This window comes from Rhodobacter sp. P2_H5, assembly GCF_056403335.1.
On sequence record NZ_JBFUFS010000004.1, the window covers coordinates 306573 to 324091 of the forward strand.

The 17519-nt window shown below is 64.7% G+C and carries 27 protein-coding genes; 18 read left to right on the forward strand and 9 right to left on the reverse strand.

All coding sequences use genetic code 11. From position 1 onward, the window contains the following. Together AC1DVR_RS07495 and AC1DVR_RS07500 are read left to right on the forward strand one after the other, a co-directional pair. Positions 1-444: a hypothetical protein gene (locus AC1DVR_RS07495; RefSeq protein ID WP_477999916.1), complete on the forward strand. Its 444-nt coding sequence runs from the start codon at positions 1-3 to the stop codon at positions 442-444. Then, the gene (locus AC1DVR_RS07500; protein ID WP_477999917.1) at positions 441-2630 is read left to right on the forward strand and encodes an FAD-dependent oxidoreductase; all 2190 of its coding nucleotides are present in this window, start codon (positions 441-443) and stop codon (positions 2628-2630) included. Before AC1DVR_RS07495 ends, AC1DVR_RS07500 begins: the two co-directional genes overlap by 4 nt. On the opposite strand, the gene AC1DVR_RS07505 is transcribed toward AC1DVR_RS07500, so the two are convergent. The 8 genes from AC1DVR_RS07505 to AC1DVR_RS07540 form a co-directional block, all read right to left on the reverse strand. Continuing rightward, entirely contained in the window at positions 2594-3229 is a 636-nt protein-coding gene (locus tag AC1DVR_RS07505; RefSeq protein WP_477999918.1) for a Hint domain-containing protein, read from the reverse strand. The two genes, AC1DVR_RS07500 and AC1DVR_RS07505, sit on opposite strands and share 37 nt — an antisense overlap. Positions 3230-3333: 104 nt before the next feature. Further along, a complete protein-coding gene (locus tag AC1DVR_RS07510; RefSeq protein WP_477999919.1) occupies positions 3334-3987 on the reverse strand; it encodes a sulfotransferase family 2 domain-containing protein in 654 nt (217 codons plus the stop codon). 143 nt (positions 3988-4130) lie between these two features. Further along, positions 4131-5081: a 2-hydroxyacid dehydrogenase gene (locus tag AC1DVR_RS07515; RefSeq protein WP_477999920.1), complete on the reverse strand. Its 951-nt coding sequence runs from the start codon at positions 5079-5081 to the stop codon at positions 4131-4133. Then, complete coding sequence (locus AC1DVR_RS07520) at positions 5081-5416, reverse strand: tRNA-binding protein (protein ID WP_477999921.1); 336 nt, start codon at positions 5414-5416, stop codon at positions 5081-5083. Before AC1DVR_RS07520 ends, AC1DVR_RS07515 begins: the two co-directional genes overlap by 1 nt. Beyond that, positions 5413-6219, reverse strand: coding sequence for a pyrroline-5-carboxylate reductase (gene proC / locus AC1DVR_RS07525; protein WP_477999922.1), 807 nt, complete (start codon positions 6217-6219; stop codon positions 5413-5415). Before proC ends, AC1DVR_RS07520 begins: the two co-directional genes overlap by 4 nt. 27 nt (positions 6220-6246) lie before the next feature. After that, positions 6247-6750: a type III secretion system chaperone family protein gene (locus AC1DVR_RS07530; protein ID WP_477999923.1), complete on the reverse strand. Its 504-nt coding sequence runs from the start codon at positions 6748-6750 to the stop codon at positions 6247-6249. Between the two features lie 353 nt (positions 6751-7103). Continuing rightward, on the reverse strand, positions 7104-7250 hold the full coding sequence (locus tag AC1DVR_RS07535; protein ID WP_477999924.1) for a hypothetical protein: 147 nt from the start codon (positions 7248-7250) through the stop codon (positions 7104-7106). 53 nt (positions 7251-7303) lie between these two features. Then, complete coding sequence (locus AC1DVR_RS07540; protein WP_477999925.1) at positions 7304-7675, reverse strand: hypothetical protein; 372 nt, start codon at positions 7673-7675, stop codon at positions 7304-7306. Positions 7676-7872: 197 nt separating this feature from the next. On the opposite strand from AC1DVR_RS07540, the gene AC1DVR_RS07545 reads away from it, so the two are divergent. The 16 genes from AC1DVR_RS07545 (at position 7873) to AC1DVR_RS07620 (ending at position 16271) form a co-directional block, all read left to right on the forward strand. Beyond that, positions 7873-8532, forward strand: a complete 660-nt coding sequence (locus tag AC1DVR_RS07545; protein WP_477999926.1) for a DUF427 domain-containing protein — start codon at positions 7873-7875, stop codon at positions 8530-8532. Between the two features lie 750 nt (positions 8533-9282). Then, the gene (gene rpmC / locus AC1DVR_RS07550) at positions 9283-9483 is read left to right on the forward strand and encodes a 50S ribosomal protein L29 (protein ID WP_477999927.1); all 201 of its coding nucleotides are present in this window, start codon (positions 9283-9285) and stop codon (positions 9481-9483) included. A gap of 10 nt (positions 9484-9493) precedes the next feature. Then, positions 9494-9733, forward strand: coding sequence for a 30S ribosomal protein S17 (gene rpsQ, locus AC1DVR_RS07555; RefSeq protein WP_477999928.1), 240 nt, complete (start codon positions 9494-9496; stop codon positions 9731-9733). 68 nt (positions 9734-9801) lie between these two features. After that, the gene (gene rplN, locus AC1DVR_RS07560; RefSeq protein ID WP_091302592.1) at positions 9802-10170 is read left to right on the forward strand and encodes a 50S ribosomal protein L14; all 369 of its coding nucleotides are present in this window, start codon (positions 9802-9804) and stop codon (positions 10168-10170) included. Beyond that, the gene (gene rplX / locus AC1DVR_RS07565) at positions 10170-10475 is read left to right on the forward strand and encodes a 50S ribosomal protein L24 (protein ID WP_477999929.1); all 306 of its coding nucleotides are present in this window, start codon (positions 10170-10172) and stop codon (positions 10473-10475) included. Before rplN ends, rplX begins: the two co-directional genes overlap by 1 nt. Further along, entirely contained in the window at positions 10475-11035 is a 561-nt protein-coding gene (gene rplE, locus AC1DVR_RS07570) for a 50S ribosomal protein L5 (RefSeq protein WP_477999930.1), read from the forward strand. The genes rplX and rplE overlap by 1 nt, the downstream gene beginning before the upstream one ends. 17 nt (positions 11036-11052) lie before the next feature. Beyond that, on the forward strand, positions 11053-11358 hold the full coding sequence (gene rpsN, locus AC1DVR_RS07575; protein ID WP_477999931.1) for a 30S ribosomal protein S14: 306 nt from the start codon (positions 11053-11055) through the stop codon (positions 11356-11358). Positions 11359-11373: 15 nt separating this feature from the next. Further along, the gene (rpsH, locus tag AC1DVR_RS07580) at positions 11374-11772 is read left to right on the forward strand and encodes a 30S ribosomal protein S8 (protein WP_477999932.1); all 399 of its coding nucleotides are present in this window, start codon (positions 11374-11376) and stop codon (positions 11770-11772) included. Between the two features lie 12 nt (positions 11773-11784). Then, positions 11785-12318 carry a 50S ribosomal protein L6 gene (rplF, locus tag AC1DVR_RS07585; protein ID WP_477999933.1) on the forward strand — a complete coding sequence of 178 codons (534 nt, stop codon included), beginning with the start codon at positions 11785-11787 and terminating at the stop codon, positions 12316-12318. A gap of 12 nt (positions 12319-12330) precedes the next feature. Next, the gene (rplR, locus tag AC1DVR_RS07590) at positions 12331-12690 is read left to right on the forward strand and encodes a 50S ribosomal protein L18 (RefSeq protein ID WP_477999934.1); all 360 of its coding nucleotides are present in this window, start codon (positions 12331-12333) and stop codon (positions 12688-12690) included. 11 nt (positions 12691-12701) lie between these two features. Continuing rightward, positions 12702-13280 carry a 30S ribosomal protein S5 gene (gene rpsE / locus AC1DVR_RS07595; protein WP_477999935.1) on the forward strand — a complete coding sequence of 193 codons (579 nt, stop codon included), beginning with the start codon at positions 12702-12704 and terminating at the stop codon, positions 13278-13280. Positions 13281-13282: 2 nt separating this feature from the next. Beyond that, positions 13283-13480 (forward strand): 50S ribosomal protein L30, encoded by a 198-nt coding sequence (rpmD, locus tag AC1DVR_RS07600; protein WP_477999936.1) that lies wholly within the window; start codon positions 13283-13285, stop codon positions 13478-13480. A gap of 159 nt (positions 13481-13639) precedes the next feature. Then, positions 13640-14080, forward strand: coding sequence for a GFA family protein (locus tag AC1DVR_RS07605; RefSeq protein ID WP_477999937.1), 441 nt, complete (start codon positions 13640-13642; stop codon positions 14078-14080). A gap of 130 nt (positions 14081-14210) precedes the next feature. Beyond that, positions 14211-14564: a CidA/LrgA family protein gene (locus AC1DVR_RS07610; protein ID WP_477999938.1), complete on the forward strand. Its 354-nt coding sequence runs from the start codon at positions 14211-14213 to the stop codon at positions 14562-14564. Next, the gene (locus AC1DVR_RS07615; protein ID WP_477999939.1) at positions 14557-15273 is read left to right on the forward strand and encodes an LrgB family protein; all 717 of its coding nucleotides are present in this window, start codon (positions 14557-14559) and stop codon (positions 15271-15273) included. The genes AC1DVR_RS07610 and AC1DVR_RS07615 overlap by 8 nt, the downstream gene beginning before the upstream one ends. A gap of 179 nt (positions 15274-15452) precedes the next feature. Further along, positions 15453-16271: a dihydrodipicolinate reductase C-terminal domain-containing protein gene (locus tag AC1DVR_RS07620; RefSeq protein WP_477999940.1), complete on the forward strand. Its 819-nt coding sequence runs from the start codon at positions 15453-15455 to the stop codon at positions 16269-16271. 10 nt (positions 16272-16281) lie between these two features. Here AC1DVR_RS07620 and AC1DVR_RS07625 read toward each other — a convergent pair whose 3' ends face one another. After that, positions 16282-17469, reverse strand: coding sequence for a lytic murein transglycosylase (locus tag AC1DVR_RS07625; RefSeq protein ID WP_478000003.1), 1188 nt, complete (start codon positions 17467-17469; stop codon positions 16282-16284). Positions 17470-17519: the final 50 nt, after the last annotated feature.

The window sequence follows — 17519 nt, forward strand, 5'->3', positions numbered from 1 at the left end:
ATGGATTCTTCCGCAATCCTGCAATCCTATCTGGATGACGTGGCTGCAGCCCTGCTCGCCGACGAATGGGGCGCCTACCGTCGCAGGATCTGCCTGCCCTGCGCCGTGATCAGCCATGACGAAACCAAGCTGGTGACGACCGAAGAGGGGCTGCGGCTGGGCTACGAGATTTTCCGCGACATCTTCCGTTCGCAGCATGTCACCGACTACATCCGCCTGGCCGATCAGGCCTTTCGGCTCGATGTCGACCTGATCTCGGGCAGCTATGTCTCGCATGTGATAGCGGGCGGGCACCGGGTGATCGCGCCCTACCGCTCGGTCCTGACCCTGCGGTTGGAGGAGGGCGTCTGGCGGGCGGCCTCGGTCACCAACGGGCTTGCCAACAGCCGCTGGCCGCTGGTGCGGCGCACCCTTTTACCCCCTGCCCAAGGATCCGGAACATGAGCGATTTTCTCTATGCGGTCGATGCGGACGGCGTGGCCACGATCACCTGGGATCTGCCAGGCCGGTCGATGAACGTGATGTCGCTGGAAGGCTTCGCCGAACTGGAGGCGCTGATCGACCGCGCCCTGGGCGATGCGGCGGTCAAAGGGGTGATCCTGACCTCGGGCAAGAAGGATTTCGCCGGCGGCATGGATCTGAACGTCCTGGCGCGGATGCGCGAAGGCGGGGCCGAGGCGATCTTTGCCGGGGTGATGAACACCCACCGAATCCTGCGCAAGATCGAACGCGCCGGGATGGACCCCAAGACGCTGAAAGGCGGCAAACCCATCGTCGCGGCCCTGCCCGGCACCGGGCTTGGCATCGGCTTTGAACTGCCGCTCGCCTGCCACCGGATCATCGCCGCCGACAATCCCAAAGCCAAGATCGGCTTGCCCGAAAGCCTGATCGGCATCTTCCCCGGCGCGGGTGGGACGACCCGGCTGATCCGCAAGATGGGCATCTTGATGGCGGCGCCCTTCCTGATGGAGGGCAAGCTTCTTGACCCGAAAGCCGCCAGGATGGAGGGGCTGATTGACGAGGTGGTGGCACCCGAGGCCCTGCTCGCCCGCGCCAAGGAATGGATCTTGGCCGCCAAGGAGGCCGATCTGGTCAAGCCCTGGGATCAGAAGGGCTACAAGATGCCCGGCGGCACCCCCTATCACCCTTCGGGCTTCATGACCTTTGTCGGCGCCAATGCGATGATCATGGGGCGCACCCAGGGCGTCTATCCCGCCGCCAAGGCCCTGCTGCAAGCGGCCTATGAGGGCGCGCTGGTGCCCTTCGATCTGGCCCTCAAGGTCGAGGCGCGGGCCTTCACCGGGGTGCTTCTGAACCCCTCCTCCTCGGCGATGATCCGCAGCCTGTTCCTCAACAAGGAGGCGCTGGAAAAGGGCGCCAACCGCCCCGCTCTGCCCGACCAATCGGTGCAAAAGCTGGGGGTGATCGGCGCGGGCATGATGGGCGCGGGCATCGCCTATGTCGCGGCCAATGCCGGGATCACGGTGGTGCTGGTCGATGCAACGCAAGAGGCCGCCGAGCGCGGCAAGTCCCATGCCGCAGACCTCTTGGAAAAGGGCGTCCAGCGCCGCAAGGTCACGGTCGAGAAGAAGGCCGAGGTTCTGTCGCGCATCACTGCCACCGCCGATTACGCCGCCCTCGCCGGCTGTGACCTGGTGGTCGAAGCGGTGTTCGAAGACCCCAAGGTCAAGGCCGAGGTCACCGCCAAGGTCGAGGCTGTCGTGGGGTCGGACTGCATCTTTGCCACCAACACCTCCACCCTGCCGATCACCGGTCTGGCCCGCGCCAGCCAAAGGCCGGATCAGTTCATCGGCATCCACTTCTTCTCGCCCGTCGACAAGATGGCGCTGGTCGAGATCATCAAGGGCAAGGCCACGGGCGAACGCGCCGTGGCCAAGGCGCTGGATTTCGTCCGCGCCCTGCGCAAGACGCCGATCGTGGTGAACGACGCCCGCTTCTTCTACGCCAACCGCTGCATCATTCCCTACATCAACGAAGGCATTCGGATGGTCGCCGAAGGGGTGGAACCCGCGCTGATCGAAAACGCCGCGCGGCTGGTCGGCATGCCGGTGGGTCCCCTGCAACTGGTCGACGAAACCTCGATCGACCTGGGCGTCAAGATCGCCAAGGCGACCAAGGCCGCGATGGGCGAGGCTTACCCCGATGGCGCGGTGGACGAGGTGCTGTTCGCGCTCGCCGATGAAGGCCGTCTGGGGCGCAAGGCCAAGGCCGGCTTTTACGCCTATGACGCGGGGGCCAAACGCGAAGGGCTCTGGCCCGGCCTCGCCCAGCATTGGCCGGTGGCCGCCCTGCAACCCGACCTCATCACCATCCAGCACCGGCTCTTGATGATCCAGACGCTGGAGGCGGTGCGCGCGCTGGAGGAAGGTGTCCTGACCGATATCCGTGAAGGCGATGTGGGCGCGATCCTCGGCTGGGGCTTTGCGCCGTGGTCGGGCGGGCCGTTCAGCTGGCTCGACATGATCGGCGCGGCCAAGGCGGTGGAGATCTGCGAAGGCCTGGCGGAAAACCTCGGCCCGCGGTTCGCGGTGCCCGCGCTGCTGACCGAGGTCGCGGCCTCGGGTCAGGGCTTTTACGACCGGTTCGCCACGCGCAGCAAGGCGGCCTGATCGCCGCCGCGCAGGGCCTGCCCGGCCTCTTCGGCGATCATCGCCGTGACCAGATGCCGGGCCGCGGCCAAAGGCAGGACCGCGCGCTCCGCCGGACCGTAGAGCAGGCGGATCAGGTCCGCCGAGCCTGTGTTGGCCCCTTCGACACCGATCACGAGGCCCTGCCCAACCTCCAGCAGACCGGGCTGGCACAGGCGCATGCCCAGGATGATCTCGGGGTGCAACGGCACCTGGGGCGCGATGCCGCGCCAGCCTTCCAGGGCGGCGGCGGGAACCAGAACCTCGGTCTCGCCGGTGAAGGGCATGGCATAGGCCGTCTCGATCAGGACCGGCTGGCCGGGCGGCAGCAGAACCTCCTCCAGATTGCCGAGCACGCCTTCGGGAAAGCGCACGGCCCAGAGCGCGTCACGGGGTTCGGGCGTGATGGTCAGGATCGGGCAAAGCCCCGCCTCGCGCGTCACCACCAGATCGCCGGGCGAAAGCGCGCCCATCTCGACCCAGCCGGTGGCGGTCAGCACGGCGGTGGAGGTGTAGAGCCCGCAGGCCAGACCCGCGCGGCCCTTCAAGGCAATGCCCAATGTCAGATCGTGACGGCCCATGATCGGCTAACCCTTTTGTTGGCCATCAGGAAAGCCCGCCCCTGCGGCGAAGCTTCGCAGGGATTGTGGCGGGCTTGCGGCGTTTCGCTAAAAGGCCCGGCGTCTCAGGGGTCGAAACGGTAGCCGAACCGGGCGATGTCCTCGGCGCAGAGGCTGGCGATCAGGGCTGCGCTGCCCTCGTCAAAATAGGGCCGCCAATCGCGCCCGCGCCCGGATTCGTTGGCCCGGGGCAAGGGGGTGAGGCGAAAGCCCAGATGCGCCTCGAAAGGGGCGAGGTCCTGGTCCAGATGCTCCAGCCGAGCGAAAAGACTGGCGCGTTCCTGCCCGAACCGGTCGCGCAGATAGGCGCCATAGGGCCAGAGCGCCAGGGCGGTGCGGGTCTGCGGATGGTTTAGAAAATCGGCAAAGCCATGGCTCTTGGCCAGACCCACCGCCGGATGGGCAAAATGCTGGTCGCGCAGCCAGTGGTAATAGCTGACCGCCCGGTCCCAGGGATTGCGGACGAGCGTCACGGTGAAGAACTCCGCAATCTCGGCATCGCTGGCCAGCCCCACGATGTCGGACAGCGCGGAGTGCTTCCACAAGCGCCCGCGCGCCTTGACCCCGGCAATCCGGCCCCGCCGCGCCCGCGCCTTGGGCGTGTCGCCGATCAGGATATCCTCCTTCATCGCCCGTGCCTCCAGCGCCAGCGCCAAAGCCGTGCCGCCGGTCTTGGGGATATGGACAAAGATGAAACGGCGCCCTCGCGACAGGATCATGGCCGGTCTCTTCCAGAGCGGGCAGAAGCCTCCGGCGGGGATATTTGGGCCAAAATGAAAGGCGAGGCCCGCGTTTTCATTTTGGCCCAAATATCCCCCGCGGAGCGTTCAAGGCCGAGGCGGGGGGTGCGGGGGGGCATGGTTCAGACCGGGTTGGGCAGGGGCTGCCCGTCGAGATGGGCAAAGAGGTTGTCGAGCGCCATCATCCCCATCGCCTCGCGCACCTCAAGCGCTGCGGTGCCGAGGTGGGGAAGCAGGGTGACATTCTCCATGGCCATCAGGTCCGGCGAGACCCGCGGTTCGAATTCGTAGACATCAAGGCCCGCGCCCGCGATCTGGCCGCCGCGCAGAGCCGCCACCAACGCCGCCTCGTCCACCACGTCGCCGCGGGCGATGTTGATGAAGATTGCCTGCGGGCGCATCTGCGCGAAGGCCGCGGCGCCGACCAGGTGGTGGGTGCTGGGACCACCGGGGACGGCCACCACGACGATATCGGCCTGCAGGACCTCGGCCAGCGGTGCTTGTCTTGCGGGCAGGTCGGCGAGGGTCAGGGGCGAGCGGTTGTGGAAGACCACCTCCATGCCAAAGCCGAAGTGGCAACGCCGCGCGATGGCCTGGCCGATGCGCCCCATGCCGATGATGCCGACGCGGCGACCCGTCACATGCATCCCCAGCATCTGGGTCGGGTGCCAGCCCTGCCATTGCCCGGCGCGGACCAGCCTTTCGCCCTCGCCCGCGCGGCGGGCCGTCATCAGGATCAGCGTCAGGGCGATGTCGGCGGTCGCATCGGTCACCGCCCCCGGCGTGTTGGTCACGGCCAGACCCGCGGCCCGGGCGGCCACCGCGTCGATATGGTTGAAGCCCACGCCGAAATTGGCCAGGATCCGGGCGCGCGGGGCCGGCACATCGGCAAAGACCTCGGCCTTGAAGAGGTCGCCCAGCGTCGGCAGCACCGCGTCGTAATCGCGCAGGGCGGCGCGCAGCTCTTGCGGGGACAGGGGTGTCACCTCGCCGCGCAGGGTGACGTCGAACCGGCGCCGCGCGCGGTCCACGACGGTATCGGGCAGGCCACGGGTGATCAGGAGTTTCTGCATCAGAAGAGTTTCCCCCCGAGCGGCACGTCCTGCCCCGGACCGATCAGCACCACCGCGCCCGCGGCATCGGGCAGGCCGAGGACCAGCACTTCGGACAGCACCTTGCCGATCTGGCGCGGCGGGAAATTGACCACGGCCAGCACCTGCCGCCCGATCAGCGCCTCGGGCGTGTAGTGCACGGTGATCTGGGCGGACGAGCGCTTCTCACCAATCTCGCCACCGAAATCGACCCAGAGCTTGTAGGCGGGCTTCCTCGCCTCAGGATAGGGTTCGGCGCGGGTGATGCGGCCGACGCGGATATCGACCTTCTCGAAATCCTCGTAGGTGATGGTCATTTGCCAAGCTCCCGCCCGCGTTCGGCGGCGGCATGGACGGCGCGCTGCATCAGGGGCGGCAGTCCGGTCTCGGGGTCCATCAGATGGGCCAGGGCCGCAGCCGTGGTTCCCCCCGGCGAGGTCACGTTGATGCGCAGCTGGCTGGCCGTTTCGGGCGAGCGGTAGGCAAGCTCCCCAGCCCCGCAGACCGTGGCGCGGGCGAGCTTCATGGCAACGTCCGGCGACAGGCCCTCGGCCACGCCGGCGGCGGCCAGCGCCTCGATCAGGTGAAAGACATAGGCCGGACCCGAGCCGGAAACCCCGGTCACCGCATCGATCTGATGCTCGCCGTCCAGTTCCACCACCTCGCCCACCGCCTGCATCAGGGCGCGCGCCAGTGGCAGCCCGCCAAGCCCCGGCTCGTTGGCGCAGATGCCGGTGATGCCGCGCCCGACCATGGCTGGCGTGTTGGGCATGGTGCGCACAATGGGGGTATGCACGCCCAGGGCCGCCTCGAAGGTCGCAATAGAGGTGCCCGCGGCGATCGAGACGAACAGCGTCTTGCCATTGCCGAGCGCCTGCAGCGCGGGCAAGGCCGCGCCCATCATCTGCGGCTTGACCGCCAGCAGCGCCACGGCGGGCGCCGGCGGCACGCCTTCATTCAGATGCACGCCCGAGGTTTTCAGCCATTCCGTCGGGTTGGGTTCGATCACCCAGACCGCTTCGGGCGGCACGCCGGCGCCCAGCCAGCCGGTCAGAAGGGCCGTGCCCATCTTGCCGCATCCCAAAAGAACCAATCCCTGCCGGGCCACCGCTTCAAGCATCTTCGCCTCCGAACTTTCGGGGGCAGGTTAGGCGCGACCGTAAGCCTCGGCAATGGCGACTTTCAACGCGTCCTGCGGCGTGTGGTCGGACCAGCTGACCAGCTGGAAGGCGGGGTAGAAGCGTTCGCAGGCCATGACGGCCGAGGCGATCAGGTGGTCGATCTGCTCCGGGTCCGGGATCTGCCCGCCCGAGAGCGGCAGGCCATAGCGCCAGACCATCAGCTTCTGGTCGGTCCAATAGGTGAAAGCCCCGGTCCAGACCATGTCGTTGCAGCGGTTCAGGATGTCATAGATCGCGGGCAGACGGGCCTCGGGGGGCTCCATCTCGAAGGTGCAGATCAGGCGCAGGGTCTCGTCCTGCGGCGACCAGGCGAGGGTGAGCGAATAGGTCCGCCACTGCCCTTCGACCGCCATGGCGATCTGGTTGTCGGTCACGCGGTCAAATTCCCAAGCGTGGTGCTCGGCGAGGGTCTCGACCACGTCGATCGGGTGCAGATCGTCCGACGTCATGAAATCTTCCGCTAGTGACATGCCTGGCCTCATAATAACGCCACCGGAGGACCTGGACCCACAAGCGGCTGGGTGTCTGGCAACAAACTGCGATACCCTGTGCAGTTCTTACTAGATATTGTGGAGCCCTGGGGGAAGTCTGTAAAGCGATTTGTCGGGAAATCTTCTGTGGACAAGTTGTTTTGCCCGATTTTGGACGCGGCGGGACACTTCCCCTTGGGTTCAACCGGAACGGCCCCCCTTGGGGAAGGATGCCGGGCGGATTTTTCCTCCGCCCGGCAGTGGCTCATCCCAAGGCGGTGAGCAGGTCACCCAGCACGATGGCGGCGGCGATCAGGCCGAAGAGGGCCAGTTTCACGGTGCGGCTGCGCATCTCAAAATCCTTTCAGCATGTAGGCGGCCGCAAGAATGAGGCCGATGGTGACGAAGATGATGATCCAGTTCATCAGGATCGGCTCTTTCGGCGGCGCTTCGGGTCCGCCTTTGGCGGGAGAGTCCTGGTGTTCGTTGGATGTCGTCATGGGGGTTCCTCAACTGTGCAAGCGAAGCCGCGCGCCCAGGAGGCCGCGGCGGTTCAGGTTCTGCGTTGCAAGAAGAGGTATGGCGGCGCCCGCGCTTGCCAGCCGGTCGGCATGTGGACAGGGGTCCAGAGGCGCGGCAGCGGCACCAAAGTGGAAGAACCGCCCTGCGGTGCCTCGGGGAGGGCTATGGGTGTGGGCACCAGCGCCGCCGATGGATGCGGCGCCGCGGGAACCCGCTCGGCCTTGGCCGCGACCAGCCTTGGGCCCGCGACCTGCAGAAGCATCGGCTGCACGTCGAAGTGCGGGGCCCCGACCCGCTCCACCGGGAGGGTCAGGGCATGGCTCATCGCCCCGATCATCAGAAGGCTGAGGCCGAGGCCAAATGCCTGCAGCAAGCGGCGCAGAATCGCGGGGCTCTTGGGCATCAGGGGACGGGGCGCTCCTTCGGGTCCTGCGCTACATAGGCATCGGCTGGGGCGAATGCCACCCCGCCAGCCGCCGGGGCACGATCCGGGGCGCGCGCCCTGCCCTGTCGATTTGTTGAACAGACCGGCGCGGGGGCAGCATTGCCTTGTCTCCCGGTCATGATAATTCGAAAGCGGAAACGGATTGGAGGCCCGCCATGTTCACCGCAAGCTGGAATGGAACGGAACTTGCCCGCAGCCTTGATGTGATCGAGGTCGAGGGCCGGCTGTACTTCCCGCGAGAGGCGGTGGCGCATCAGCACCTCTCGCCCGCCCCGGACCGCAGCATCTGCGCATGGAAGGGCGGCGAGGCGGATTATTTCGATGTCGTGGCGGAGGGCCAGGTCAACCGGGCCGCCGCCTGGCGCTATCAGCAGGTTGGCCCGCAAGCCCGGGCGATCGTGGGCCGCATCGCCTTCTGGAAGGACGTCGCCGTGGGCTGGACCGGCGACGGCCCCGCACCCCAACCCGCGCGGATCGAGGCGAGGACCCCGAATGTCGCCAAGGCTCTGGGGGCGACCCATGTGGTCTGGCAGCCCGCGCTGGCCGAGGTCTTGCGTCTGGCCAAGGGTGAGGTCTTTGCCGGCTACCTCATCCCCTCGCTGCGGGTGATCGTCGATGTCATGGCCACCCCGCCCGAACCCGAACGCGCCGCCCGCGTCAACGAGGCCGCGATGCGGGGCGCCGCCGTCACCGCCTGGAACGCCGTGCATCCAGATGCGCCCTACGGCTATATCGCTGTCTGGGGCTCGGCAACGCCGGGAGAGGCCGAGATTGCGGCCCTACGTAGTCGCGCTGTGGTTCTGGCGCTGTCGTAAGACAGTCAACTGACCACCATCAAGATCCGCCATCAATACAGGCCGTAGTGCAACCGCGGGCGGAGCCTATTCAGACCAATCCTCTTTTGGTACCCTGTGGGCATGGATGGCTGGCCAGCATATACGACGCGTCAACGGGCCCGTGCGGTCAACGTTTCGGCGTTTTTGGGATGGCTGGCGGTGGCCGGGCCCTATTGCTTGGCTTATGGGCTTGAATCCTGGATTTACGCTGCAATCTTCGGGCTTCCGATTGCCTTCCTCGCCTGTTGGATCATCGGCGCCCCCATCTTGAAGTGCAGGATGCGACATTCCCTTTCGTGGACAAGCGCGGCGATCTGGGGCGGGGGCATTTCCCTGCTCATCGCGGGAGTCGGCGTCGCACTTACCAGATACGAGGGTTGGCGCGAGTCCCGGGATCCAAATTTCTGGTCGCAGGTCGGCGCCATAAACAACCCTAGTGAGATAGACGGGATACTGACGCCCTATGGATGGCTCATGACGGCTGAAACCGTGGCTGTGTTCGCAATAGTGGGTAGCGTGATTGCCCTGATGGTGCGTGCCTGCATCGGCCCCGGCGAAGTGACCGGCGCGGGTGGCTGAGACCAAACTTCCCCTTGCCCTGAACCCCCTCCTCCTGTAGTGGGACGCATCCAGCGGTTCCGGGTCTCCCAGAATCGCTGGTTTGTCATTGACCCACCAGATCAACGGTTACCCTCGGGGCCGTCTGGTGAACGGAAAAGGAAAAGGCGCATGGACGCCCAAGAACTGCGTGCGAAGACCCCCGACCAGCTGCGTGATCAGCTTGTCGCGCTGAAGAAAGAAGCGTTCAACCTGCGCTTCCAGGCAGCAACCAACCAACTTGAGAACACCTCGCGCATCGGCAAAGTCCGCAAGGATGTCGCCCGTGTCCGTACCGTGCTGGCCCAAAAAGCCGCCGAAGCCGCGAAGTAAGGAGAGACCGATGCCCAAACGTATCCTGCAAGGTGTCGTGACCTCGGACAAGAACGAGCAGACGATCACCGTTCTTGTCGAACGCCGCTTCAAGCACCCCGTTCTGCAAAAGACGATCCGCAAATCCAAGAAGTACCGTGCTCACGATGCCTTGAACCAGTTCAAGGAAGGCGACACGGTCCGCATCGAGGAATGCGCCCCGATTTCGAAGTCGAAACGCTGGACGGTTGTCACTGACGCGACTGCGTGAGTGCCCTTCGTCTTGAACTGAAACGAAACCCTGGGGGTATTCTGCCCCCAAAGGTCGGAGAAAACTAAATGATCCAGATGCAGACCAATCTGGATGTTGCTGATAACTCAGGCGCTCGCCGGGTTCAGTGCATCAAGGTTCTGGGCGGTTCGCACCGCCGCTATGCATCCGTGGGCGACATCATCGTGGTGTCGGTCAAGGAGGCAATTCCGAAAGGCCGCGTGAAGAAGGGTGACGTCCGCAAGGCCGTCGTAGTCCGCACCGCCAAGGAAGTTCGTCGCGAAGACGGCACCACCATCCGTTTTGACCGCAATGCCGCCGTCATCCTGAACAACCAGGGTGAACCGGTCGGTACGCGTATCTTCGGGCCGGTTGTCCGTGAACTGCGCGCCAAGAACTTCATGAAGATCATCTCGCTGGCTCCGGAGGTGCTCTGATGGCCGCTAAGCTCAAAAAGGGTGACAAGGTTGTCATCTTGACCGGCAAGGACAAGGGCAAGCAGGGCGAAATCACCGCCGTGTCCCCCAAGGACAATGCCGCGATCGTCGACGGTCTGAACACCTCGATCCGTCACACCAAGCAAAGCCAGACTTCGCAAGGTGGCCGCATCGCCAAGGCGATGCCGATCGATCTGTCGAACCTCGCCATCGTTGATGCCAATGGCAAGGCGACCCGCGTCGGCTTCCGCATGGAAGGCGACAAGAAGGTCCGCTACGCCAAAACCACCGGGGAGGCGATCTGATGCTCGACCAAGCCACCTATACCCCGCGTCTGAAGGCTGAATACGCCACGACGATCCGCGCCGCTCTGAAAGCCGAATATGGCTACAAGAACGACATGCAGATCCCCCGTCTGGACAAGATCGTCCTGAACATGGGCGTCGGCGAAGCGGTCAAGGACACCAAGAAGGTCAAGCAGGCCGCTGAAGAGCTGAGCCTGATCGCCGGTCAGAAGGCAGTGATCACCCACGCCAAGAACTCGATCGCCGGGTTCCGCGTCCGTGAGCAGATGCCGCTGGGCTGCAAGGTCACCCTCCGCGGCGACCGGATGTATGAATTCCTCGACCGCCTGATCACCATCGCCCTGCCCCGCGTCCGCGACTTCCGCGGCGTGAAAGGCACGTCGTTTGATGGCAATGGCAACTATGCGATGGGCTTGAAAGAGCAGATCGTGTTCCCGGAAATCAACTTCGACAAGGTCGATGAGATTCTGGGCATGGACATCATCATCTGCACCAATGCCAAGACCGATGCAGAAGCGAAGTCGCTGCTCAAGCACTTCAAAATGCCCTTCACGTCCTGATCGCGAGGAATCCAACAATGGCCAAAAAATCCATGGTGAACCGCGAAGTGAAGCGCGCCAAGCTCGTGCAGCAGCACGCAGCCAAACGCGCCGCACTGAAGACGGTTATCTACGACCAAACCAAACCGATCGAAGAGCGTTTCAAGGCGACCGCCAAACTGGCTGCCCTGCCGCGCAACTCCTCGGCCACCCGTATCCACAACCGCTGCCAGCTGACCGGCCGCCCGCACGCCTATTACCGCAAACTCAAGCTCAGCCGTATCATGCTGCGTGATCTCGCCTCCTTCGGCCAGATCCCCGGCATGGTTAAGTCGAGCTGGTAAGGGGAGCGCAGAAAAATGATGATGAACGATCCCATCGGCGATATGCTGACCCGTATCCGCAACAGCCAGATGCGCGGCAAATCCACCGTCAAGACCCCGGCTTCCAAGCTGCGGGCCTGGGTGTTGGACGTGCTCGTCGCGGAAGGCTACATCCGCGGCTATGAATCCGCCAAGACCGAAAACGGTCAAGGCGAACTGACCATCAGCCTCAAGTACTTTGAAGGCACCCCGGTCATCCGTGAGTTGAAGCGCGTGTCCAAGCCGGGCCGCCGCGTCTACAACTCGATCAAGGACGTGACGCCCGTGCGTAACGGTCTTGGTATCGCAATCCTGTCCACCCCCAAGGGTGTGATGACGGATGCAAATGCACGCGCTGCCAATGTTGGCGGCGAAGTGCTTTGCACCGTATTCTAAGGGAGGGGTAGTATGTCTCGTATTGGCAAAAAACCCGTCGCCTTGGTCAAGGGCGTGTCGGCCTCGATCTCGGGCCAAACCATTGAAGTCAAGGGGCCGAAAGGCACCCGCAGCTTCACCGCTGGCGACGACGTGACGCTGACCATCGAAAACGATGCTGTCAAAGTCACGCCGCGCGGTCTCTCCAAGCGGGCTCGCTCGCAGTGGGGCATGAGCCGCTCGATGATCCAGAACCTGGTCACCGGCGTCACCACCGGCTTCCGCAAGGAGATGGAAATCCAGGGCGTGGGTTACCGCGCCGCGATGAAGGGCAAAGACCTTCAACTGTCGCTGGGCTTCAGCCACGAAGTGATCTTCGAGGTGCCCGAGGGTGTGACCGTCGCTTCGCCGAAGCAAACCGAAATCTCTGTGGAAGGCATTGACCAACAGCTTGTTGGCCAAGTCGCCGCGAACATCCGCGCTTGGAAGAAGCCCGAGCCCTACAAGGGCAAAGGCATTCGTTACAAGGGCGAGTTCGTCTTCCGCAAGGAAGGCAAGAAGAAGTAAGGGGCAAGAGAAATGGCAAACAACAAAAGAGAGCTGTTCCTCAAGCGCCGTCTGCGCGTTCGGAACCGCATCAAGTCGGTGGCTGCTGGGCGTCTTCGCCTGTCTGTTCACCGCTCCAGCAAGAACATCTCGGTCCAGTTGATCGACGATGTGAAGGGCATCACCGTCGCTTCGGCTTCTTCTCTCGAGAAGGATCTGGGCGTCGTGGGCAAAAACAACGTCGAGGCGGCCGCCAAGATTGGCGCGACCATCGCCGAGCGTGCTCTCAAGGCCGGTGTCGAAGTGGTTTACTTCGATCGCGGCGGTTTCCTCTTTCACGGTAAGATCAAGGCTTTGGCCGACGCTGCCCGTGAAGGCGGCTTGAAGTTCTGAGGAGATAGACAATGGCAGAACGTGAAAACCGCCGGGACAATCGTGGTGGCAATGATCGCCGCGACAATCGGCCCGAGGAAACCCCGGAGTTCGCAGACCGTCTGGTCGCGATCAACCGCGTGTCCAAAACCGTGAAAGGCGGCAAGCGCTTCGGCTTTGCAGCTTTGGTGGTTGTGGGCGATCAGCGCGGTCGTGTCGGCTTCGGCAAGGGCAAGGCAAAGGAAGTTCCGGAAGCGATCCGCAAAGCGACCGAGCAGGCCAAGCGCTCGCTCATCCGCGTGCCGCTGAAGGACAGCCGCACCCTGCACCACGACATGGAAGGCCGTCATGGCGCCGGTAAAGTCGTAATGCGCACCGCCGTGGCGGGTACCGGCATCATCGCCGGCGGCCCGATGCGCGCTGTGTTCGAAATGCTGGGTCTGCAGGACGTGGTCGCCAAATCGATCGGCACCTCGAACCCCTACAACATGATCCGCGCCACCATCGACGGTCTGAAGTCGGAAACCTCGCCCCGCCAAGTTGCCGCACGTCGCGGCAAGAAAGTGGCCGAGATTCTGGGCAAGCCCGCCGCTGAAGTTGTGGAGGCTTGATCATGGCTGATACCAAAAAGACCATCGTCGTGCAGCAATACGCTTCCGCTGCCCGTCGCCCGGCTGTGCAGACCGCGACCCTCAAGGGTCTGGGCCTGAACAAGATCCGCCGCACCCGTGAGCTGGAAGACACCCCGTCCATTCGTGGCATGGTGGCTGCTGTCGCTCACATGGTGAAAATCATCGAAGAGCGCGGCTAAAGAGCGCCGGGGGCAACCCCGACCTCTCTTGCCTCAAACGCCCCGCCGCAAGGTGGGGCGTTTCGTCATTTTACGGTCGCTTAGCTTATACTTCCCCGAGGCAAGCCCGTGTTACCCTGTGGCACTCTCCTGGTTTCAGGAGTTTCAAGGGAGGAAGCAATGTCTGCAAAATACGCCGGTGGCTGCGCCCATGTGCATGTCACCTCCGACGCCGAACCGATCGACAACCACGAATGCCATTGCAACGTCTGCAAGGCCGTGACCGGCCAGCAGCATACCCATGTGGCCTTCTTCAACTATGGCGACGTGAAGGTTGACCACCCAGAAAAGATGAAGCGCGTGCCCTTCAACGCCAGCAACCCCAACGGCCCGCTGGAAATCTGCCTTTGCACCGAATGCGGCGCCGCGCTGATGCTGGACGACAAGCAGCACCGCATCCGCGTCGCCGTGCCCAACGTCATGGGCTATGACGACGCCAGCTTCCCCAGGGCCACCTACCACGCCTTCTGGGACGCGACGAAAGGCTACGAAAAGCCCCACGACGGCCGCCCAGTGTTCGAGGGCCTGCGGCCGGAGTTCGTATGGCCGATGGGCGCCTGAACGCCGGATCATGATTCTGCGCCCCGCCGCAAGGCGGGGCGTTCTGCAGGACGGCCCTGCGCGGCCAAGGCTTGATCTTCGGCCCCGAAGCGGGAAGGTTGTCCCGCGTCAAAGCCAGAGAGGGCCCTGCATGCTGGTCACCATCGCAATCCTGTTGTCCTGCCAGCTGGCGGGCGAGGTCGTCGCCCGTGCGCTCACCCTGCCCGTCCCGGGGCCGGTGATCGGGTTGATCCTTCTGTTCAGCGCCTGCACCCTGCGCCCCGCCCTGGCCGAGCGGGTCGGCCCGGTGGCGCGCGGCTTTCTGGGCTACCTGTCGCTGCTCTTCGTGCCTGCCGGGGTCGGCGTGGTGGCCAACCTGGGCATCCTCGCGCAGAACGGGGTGGCAATTGCAGTGGTGGTCATGGCCAGCACGGTGATCGCGATGCTGGTCAGCGTCGCCACCTTCCTTGTGCTGCACCGCCTGACGGGAGCGCAGAATGACTGACGTCGCCCAGATCTGGAGCTATCTGTCCACCGAGCCCCTGCTCTGGCTGACCTGCACCATCGTGGTCTATCTTTGCACCGATGCGCTGTCGCAAAAGCTGCGGCGGCATCCGATGGCCAACCCGGTGCTCTTCGCCGTGACGGTGATCGCGGCGATCCTCTGGGTCAGCGGCACACCCTATCAAACCTACTTTGACGGCGCGAAGTTCATCCACTTCCTGCTCGGGCCCGCGACGGTGGCCCTTGCCGTGCCGATCCACGCCAACCTTGCCACAATCCGCAAAACGGCCATCCCGATCCTCGGTGCGCTGGTGGCGGGCTCGCTTGCGGCGGCGGTCTCGGCGGTGGCGCTGGCCTCGGCGCTGGGGCTGCCCCGGCAGATCATCGTCTCGATCGCCCCGAAATCCACCACCGCCCCGGTCGCCATCGGCATTTCCGAACAGCTTGGCGGGTTGCCCACCCTGACGGCGGTTCTGGTGATCCTGACCGGGATTTTCGGCGCCATGGTGGTCACCCCGCTGATGAACGCGCTGAAGATCCGCGACTGGCGGGCGCGCGGCTTTGCGGTCGGCGTCGCCTCGCACGGCATCGGCACCGCCCGCGCCATTCAGGTCAACGAGACCGCCGGCGCCTTCGCCGCGATCGGCATGGCGCTGAACGCCGTGCTGACGAGCATCCTGGTGCCGATCGTGGTGGCGCTTCTGCTGTGAGCTTCAGGGACGAAGGGACGGTCCTATCCCTCTGACCGATAAGCCGAATCCTGCCGGCCCTGCCCGCGATATGGCGTTATTCGGCCACCAGCCTTGCTGCACCTTCCCCCCGCCCCCTAAGATTGCCGCCCTTGGGGTGCGGATGCCTCCCATTTTGACGAACCCAAAAGGAGCGCAGAATGCCAGAAGCACCGAAGATCGGACTCATCGGATTTGGCCGGGCGGGCAAGGCGGTTGCGACCGTACTGCTGGAATCCAAGGACGCCGATCTGCAATGGGTTCTGCGCAAATCGCGCAAGCTGGAACACCACTCGGTCCCGGAATTCCTGGGGGTCGAATCCGAAGAGGCCGGCTTCATCCTCTGCGCCGACGAATTCAGTGCCGCCGAACTGCTGGACATGTTTCCCGTCGATGTGATCGTCGATTTCTCCGGCACCGAGGCGCTGCGCTATTACGGCGAGGAGGCCAAGCGACGCAAACTGACGGTGATTTCAGCGGTGGCGGAATATGGCGAGGAGGATCTGGCCTATCTCAAGACCCTGTCTCACAGCATCCGGGTCCTGCATTCGGATAATGTGACACTGGGCATCAACTTCCTGCTGATCGCGGCCAAGGTGCTGAAGCGGATCGCGCCGGACAGCGACATCCAGATCATCGAGGAGCATTTCCGCTCCAAGACCGAGGTTTCCGGCCCGGCCCGGATGCTGGCCGATGGGCTGGACGTGCCGCAGGAGGAGATCAAGTCGATCCGGGCCGGCGGCATCATCGGGGTGCATGAGGTCCTGTTCGGCTTTCCTTTTCAGACCGTGCGTCTGAAGCACGATTCCATCGCGCGTGAGGCCTTTGGCACCGGCATCCTCTTCGCGCTGCAAAACCTGCCGGCGGTTCCGAGCGGCCTGTTTTCGATGGAGGATCTTCTGACGCCGCATTTCGACCTACGCCGTGCGGAGGCTGCGGGCGACACCGCCTCGCTGTGGCGGTTCTGGCCCGGGATCTGAACCCTCCGGCCTAGCGCAGCAAGGCAAGCAGGTCGGGCGAGGGCGTGCCGGTGACCGCCAGCCCCTGTGCCCGCTGGAAACCTGCAATCGCGGCGCGGGTCTTGGCCCCGAAGACCCCATCGGTCGAGCCGGTGTCATAGCCCAGCCGCGTCAGCCGCTCCTGCAGGCGGATGCGGTTGGCCTGGGTCAGGCCATTGGCATCGGGCGGAAAGCCCTGCACGAGCGGCCCCTTGCCCGAGATCCGGTCGGACAGATAGCCGACGCCCACCATGTAGAGCGTCGAGGAATTGTATTTCCCCAGCACCCGCCCGTTGTGGAACAGCAGGAACCCCGGGCCGGAGGTGGTGACCAGTCGCGCCGAGCCATGGTCGGGCACCTGGCCGCCCCGCCCGGTCAGAAGCCCCAGCTTGCGCCAGTCGGCGACCGTATGGACCTTGCCGCCCTGCCCTGCCGCGGCCTTGGAGACCTGGACCTCCATCCCCCAGGGCTGGCCCTTCTGCCACCCCGCTGCCTTCAGATAGCGCGCGGCAGAGGCCAAGGCGTCGGCGGGGTCATCGCTCCAGACATCGCGGCGGCCGTCGCCGTCGTAATCGACCGCATAGGACAGATAGGTCGTGGGGATGAACTGGGTGTGGCCCATGGCCCCAGCCCAGCCGCCGGTCATTTGGTCGGCGCTGATGTCACCATGGGCGAGGATCTGCAGCGCGGCCATCAGCTGGCCCTCAAAGAACTCTGCCCGCCGCCCCTCATAAGCCAGGGTCGAGAGGGCCGAGATCACCGGAACGGCGCCGCGTTTGGTGCCGTAAAAGCTTTCCACCCCCCAGATCGCCGCCACCACCCGCGCCTCGACGCCGTAGCGCGCCTCAAGCTTCGACAGCACGCCGGACTTCTGCCGCAGGGCCTTGGTGCCCATCTTGATCCGCTCGGGCGAGGCGGTGATGGCGAGGTAATCCTCCATCCCATAGATCGATTCCGCCTGGGCGCGGTCGCGCGCGATCACATCGGGCAGAAAGCCCGCATGGCGGAAGGCGGCATCCAGCGTCCGCTTCGAGATGCCGCGCTGCAGGGCGCGGGCGCGAAACTTCGCGACCCAGGCGTTGTAGCCCGCATCCGGCACCGCGGCATAGTCCTGCGCGAAGGCCGGGGCGGCCAGAAGGGCGGCGAGGCCAAAAATCGTCGCACGGCGCGTCAGGTCCATCACATCACTCATCCCGGTTCCAAGGCTTTGGGTCAGCCTATCTGCACCAT

What these genes read in the sequence shown, in the direction of transcription:
- AC1DVR_RS07495 (WP_477999916.1), top strand. Translation starts at nt 1, where the DNA reads ATGGATTCTTCCGCAATCCTGCAATCCTATCTGGATGACGTGGCTGCA.
- AC1DVR_RS07500 (WP_477999917.1), top strand. Translation starts at nt 441, where the DNA reads ATGAGCGATTTTCTCTATGCGGTCGATGCGGACGGCGTGGCCACGATC.
- AC1DVR_RS07505 (WP_477999918.1), bottom strand. Translation starts at nt 3,229, where the DNA reads ATGGGCCGTCACGATCTGACATTGGGCATTGCCTTGAAGGGCCGCGCG.
- AC1DVR_RS07510 (WP_477999919.1), bottom strand. Translation starts at nt 3,987, where the DNA reads ATGATCCTGTCGCGAGGGCGCCGTTTCATCTTTGTCCATATCCCCAAG.
- AC1DVR_RS07515 (WP_477999920.1), bottom strand. Translation starts at nt 5,081, where the DNA reads ATGCAGAAACTCCTGATCACCCGTGGCCTGCCCGATACCGTCGTGGAC.
- AC1DVR_RS07520 (WP_477999921.1), bottom strand. Translation starts at nt 5,416, where the DNA reads ATGACCATCACCTACGAGGATTTCGAGAAGGTCGATATCCGCGTCGGC.
- proC (WP_477999922.1), bottom strand. Translation starts at nt 6,219, where the DNA reads ATGCTTGAAGCGGTGGCCCGGCAGGGATTGGTTCTTTTGGGATGCGGC.
- AC1DVR_RS07530 (WP_477999923.1), bottom strand. Translation starts at nt 6,750, where the DNA reads ATGTCACTAGCGGAAGATTTCATGACGTCGGACGATCTGCACCCGATC.
- AC1DVR_RS07535 (WP_477999924.1), bottom strand. Translation starts at nt 7,250, where the DNA reads ATGACGACATCCAACGAACACCAGGACTCTCCCGCCAAAGGCGGACCC.
- AC1DVR_RS07540 (WP_477999925.1), bottom strand. Translation starts at nt 7,675, where the DNA reads ATGCCCAAGAGCCCCGCGATTCTGCGCCGCTTGCTGCAGGCATTTGGC.
- AC1DVR_RS07545 (WP_477999926.1), top strand. Translation starts at nt 7,873, where the DNA reads ATGTTCACCGCAAGCTGGAATGGAACGGAACTTGCCCGCAGCCTTGAT.
- rpmC (WP_477999927.1), top strand. Translation starts at nt 9,283, where the DNA reads ATGGACGCCCAAGAACTGCGTGCGAAGACCCCCGACCAGCTGCGTGAT.
- rpsQ (WP_477999928.1), top strand. Translation starts at nt 9,494, where the DNA reads ATGCCCAAACGTATCCTGCAAGGTGTCGTGACCTCGGACAAGAACGAG.
- rplN (WP_091302592.1), top strand. Translation starts at nt 9,802, where the DNA reads ATGATCCAGATGCAGACCAATCTGGATGTTGCTGATAACTCAGGCGCT.
- rplX (WP_477999929.1), top strand. Translation starts at nt 10,170, where the DNA reads ATGGCCGCTAAGCTCAAAAAGGGTGACAAGGTTGTCATCTTGACCGGC.
- rplE (WP_477999930.1), top strand. Translation starts at nt 10,475, where the DNA reads ATGCTCGACCAAGCCACCTATACCCCGCGTCTGAAGGCTGAATACGCC.
- rpsN (WP_477999931.1), top strand. Translation starts at nt 11,053, where the DNA reads ATGGCCAAAAAATCCATGGTGAACCGCGAAGTGAAGCGCGCCAAGCTC.
- rpsH (WP_477999932.1), top strand. Translation starts at nt 11,374, where the DNA reads ATGATGATGAACGATCCCATCGGCGATATGCTGACCCGTATCCGCAAC.
- rplF (WP_477999933.1), top strand. Translation starts at nt 11,785, where the DNA reads ATGTCTCGTATTGGCAAAAAACCCGTCGCCTTGGTCAAGGGCGTGTCG.
- rplR (WP_477999934.1), top strand. Translation starts at nt 12,331, where the DNA reads ATGGCAAACAACAAAAGAGAGCTGTTCCTCAAGCGCCGTCTGCGCGTT.
- rpsE (WP_477999935.1), top strand. Translation starts at nt 12,702, where the DNA reads ATGGCAGAACGTGAAAACCGCCGGGACAATCGTGGTGGCAATGATCGC.
- rpmD (WP_477999936.1), top strand. Translation starts at nt 13,283, where the DNA reads ATGGCTGATACCAAAAAGACCATCGTCGTGCAGCAATACGCTTCCGCT.
- AC1DVR_RS07605 (WP_477999937.1), top strand. Translation starts at nt 13,640, where the DNA reads ATGTCTGCAAAATACGCCGGTGGCTGCGCCCATGTGCATGTCACCTCC.
- AC1DVR_RS07610 (WP_477999938.1), top strand. Translation starts at nt 14,211, where the DNA reads ATGCTGGTCACCATCGCAATCCTGTTGTCCTGCCAGCTGGCGGGCGAG.
- AC1DVR_RS07615 (WP_477999939.1), top strand. Translation starts at nt 14,557, where the DNA reads ATGACTGACGTCGCCCAGATCTGGAGCTATCTGTCCACCGAGCCCCTG.
- AC1DVR_RS07620 (WP_477999940.1), top strand. Translation starts at nt 15,453, where the DNA reads ATGCCAGAAGCACCGAAGATCGGACTCATCGGATTTGGCCGGGCGGGC.
- AC1DVR_RS07625 (WP_478000003.1), bottom strand. Translation starts at nt 17,469, where the DNA reads ATGGACCTGACGCGCCGTGCGACGATTTTTGGCCTCGCCGCCCTTCTG.